Here is a 2,199-nt window from a genome sequence, read left to right as displayed (position 1 = left end):
GTGCGCAAGCTGGCGCGGGAGCACGGCGTGGAGCTGCGTGAGCTGGTGGGCTCGGGCCCGGACGGGCTGATCACGCGGGCCGACGTGGAGTCCGCCATCGCCTCGGGGCGGGCACCTCTGGCGACGAGCGGGCGCGGCAGCGTTCCGGTCGCGCACGAGGCGGCGGGCGCGGCAGCGGGCCTGGCCGGAGGGACGGCGGCCGGGGCGCGTACGGCCGCGGCGAGCAGCTCCGTGCTCAGCGGCACCGCGGCCAGTGGCACCGCCGCGAGGGAGGCGGCGGTCCGCGAGGACGATGAGCTGATCCGCCTGGGGAAGGCCGAGGCGCGCCGTCGGGTGGCGGCCGGAGAGGAGCCCACGCGCGCGGGGATGGAGTCCCGGCACGCGCTGACCGGCATCCGGGGTCTCGTCGCGGACAAGATGGCCCGGAGCAGGCGGGAGATACCGGAGGCCACCTGCTGGGTCGACGCCGACGCCACGGAACTGCTGGCGGCCCGCACCGCCATGAACGCGGCGACGAGCGGAGGCGACGGCCAGAGGGTGTCCCTGCTGGCGCTCTTCGCCCGTATCACCGTGGCCGCCCTCGACCGCTTCCCGATGCTGAACTCCCGCGTGGACATGGAGGAGCGGGAGGTCCGTTGCCTCTCCGACATCCACCTCGGGTTCGCCGCGCAGACCGACCGGGGGCTCGTCGTCCCGGTGGTGCGGCACACACAGGCGCGGACGACCGCTTCGATCAACGCCGAGCTGATCCGGCTCACGGAGGAGGCGCGGGCCGGGACGCTCACGCCCGGTGAGCTCACCGGGGGGACGTTCACGCTGAACAACTACGGAGTGTTCGGGGTCGACGGCTCCACACCCATCATCAACCACCCCGAGGCCGCGATGCTCGGCGTGGGCAGGATCGTGCCGAAGCCGTGGGTGCACCAGGGCGAGTTGGCGGTGCGGCACGTGGTGCAGCTCTCGCTCACCTTCGACCACCGGGTGTGCGACGGCGGCACGGCGGGTGGGTTCCTGCGCTATGTGGCGGACTGCGTCGAACAACCGGCGGTGCTGCTGCGGTCGGTGTGAGGGGGGCCTGGGGAGGGGCCGGGCGCGGCCGGGTGACGTACGTCCCTTGGCCGAAGCGCCCTGCGCGGGTGGCAATGATCGCTCGTACGCCCATACTCGGGGGGTGACCGCGAACGAGGGTGCCGGGTGCGACGCGGACGAGAGTGCTGCGTACGGCGTGGGAGAGGGTGCTGCGTACGGCGCGGGTGAGGGTGCCGCGTATGACGCTGTCGTGCTCGCCGGGGGTGGTGCCGCTCGGCTGGGTGGCGCCGACAAGCCCGGTGTGCGCGTGGGCGGGCGCGCGCTGCTCGACCGGGTCCTCGCCGCCTGTTCCGGCGCCGGGACCACGGTCGTCGTGGCCGAGCCGAGACGGACCGCGCGGCCCGTGGTGTGGGCGCGCGAGGAGCCGCCGGGCGGCGGTCCGCTGGCCGCGCTCGACGCGGGGCTGCGGTGTACGGCGGCTGAGTACGTGGTGGTGCTCTCCGCCGATCTGCCGTTCCTCGGCGAGCGGACGGTACGTCAGTTGCTGGCCGCGCTGCGGGAGAGCGGCTCGGACGGGGCCGTGCTCGTCGACGCGGAGGAGCGGGCGCAGCCGCTGGTCGCGGCCTATCGGGGCGAGGCGCTGCGGCGGGAGATCGCGGCGCTCGCGGGTGGCTCAGCCGGTGTGGCGCCGGGCGCCGGGCTCGCCGGGCTGCCGCTCCGTTCGCTCATCGCGCGGCTCGGCCTGACCCGGGTCGCGGACCATGTCGCGGCTTTCGACTGCGACACCTGGGACGACATCGCCACCGCCCGGGCGCGGATCAGGGAGCATGGGCACGTGTTGGATGAATGGATTTCCGCAGTCAAGGACGAACTGGGCATCGAACTCGACGTCGATACCGGCACCCTCCTCGACCTCGCTCGCGACGCCGCGCATGGTGTGGCCAGGCCCGCGGCACCGCTGACCACGTTCCTCGTCGGCTATGCGGCGGCGCAGGCGGCGGCCACGCGGGGCGGCTCCTCGGCAGGACCCGAAGCCGTGGCGGAGGCGGCACACAAGGCCGCGGCGCTCGCGGCACGCTGGGCGGACGAGGACCAGCGGGACGCCGCACCGCGGCCAGAAACTCCGCAGCCCGCCCAGTCCCCGCAGTCCCCGGGGCCCTCCCAGTCCCC

2 protein-coding genes are annotated in these 2,199 nt (G+C 74.7%); both read left to right on the top strand.

What is annotated here, in order from left to right:
- Positions 1 to 1,068 (top strand): dihydrolipoamide acetyltransferase family protein (locus AB8Z36_RS38750; protein WP_369218054.1); only part of this gene is annotated, 1,068 nt, incomplete at its 5' end.
- Between the two features lie 157 nt (positions 1,069 to 1,225).
- On the top strand, positions 1,226 to 2,199 hold a 974-nt coding region (locus tag AB8Z36_RS38745), incomplete at its 3' end, for an NTP transferase domain-containing protein (protein WP_369218055.1).

It is taken from the genome of Streptomyces flavofungini (assembly GCF_041028215.1).
In the GTDB taxonomy this organism is placed as follows: Bacteria; Actinomycetota; Actinomycetes; order Streptomycetales; family Streptomycetaceae; genus Streptomyces; species Streptomyces flavofungini_B.
Note: the sequence above shows the minus strand (reverse complement) of the source record. Positions and strands in the feature narration are given on the sequence as shown.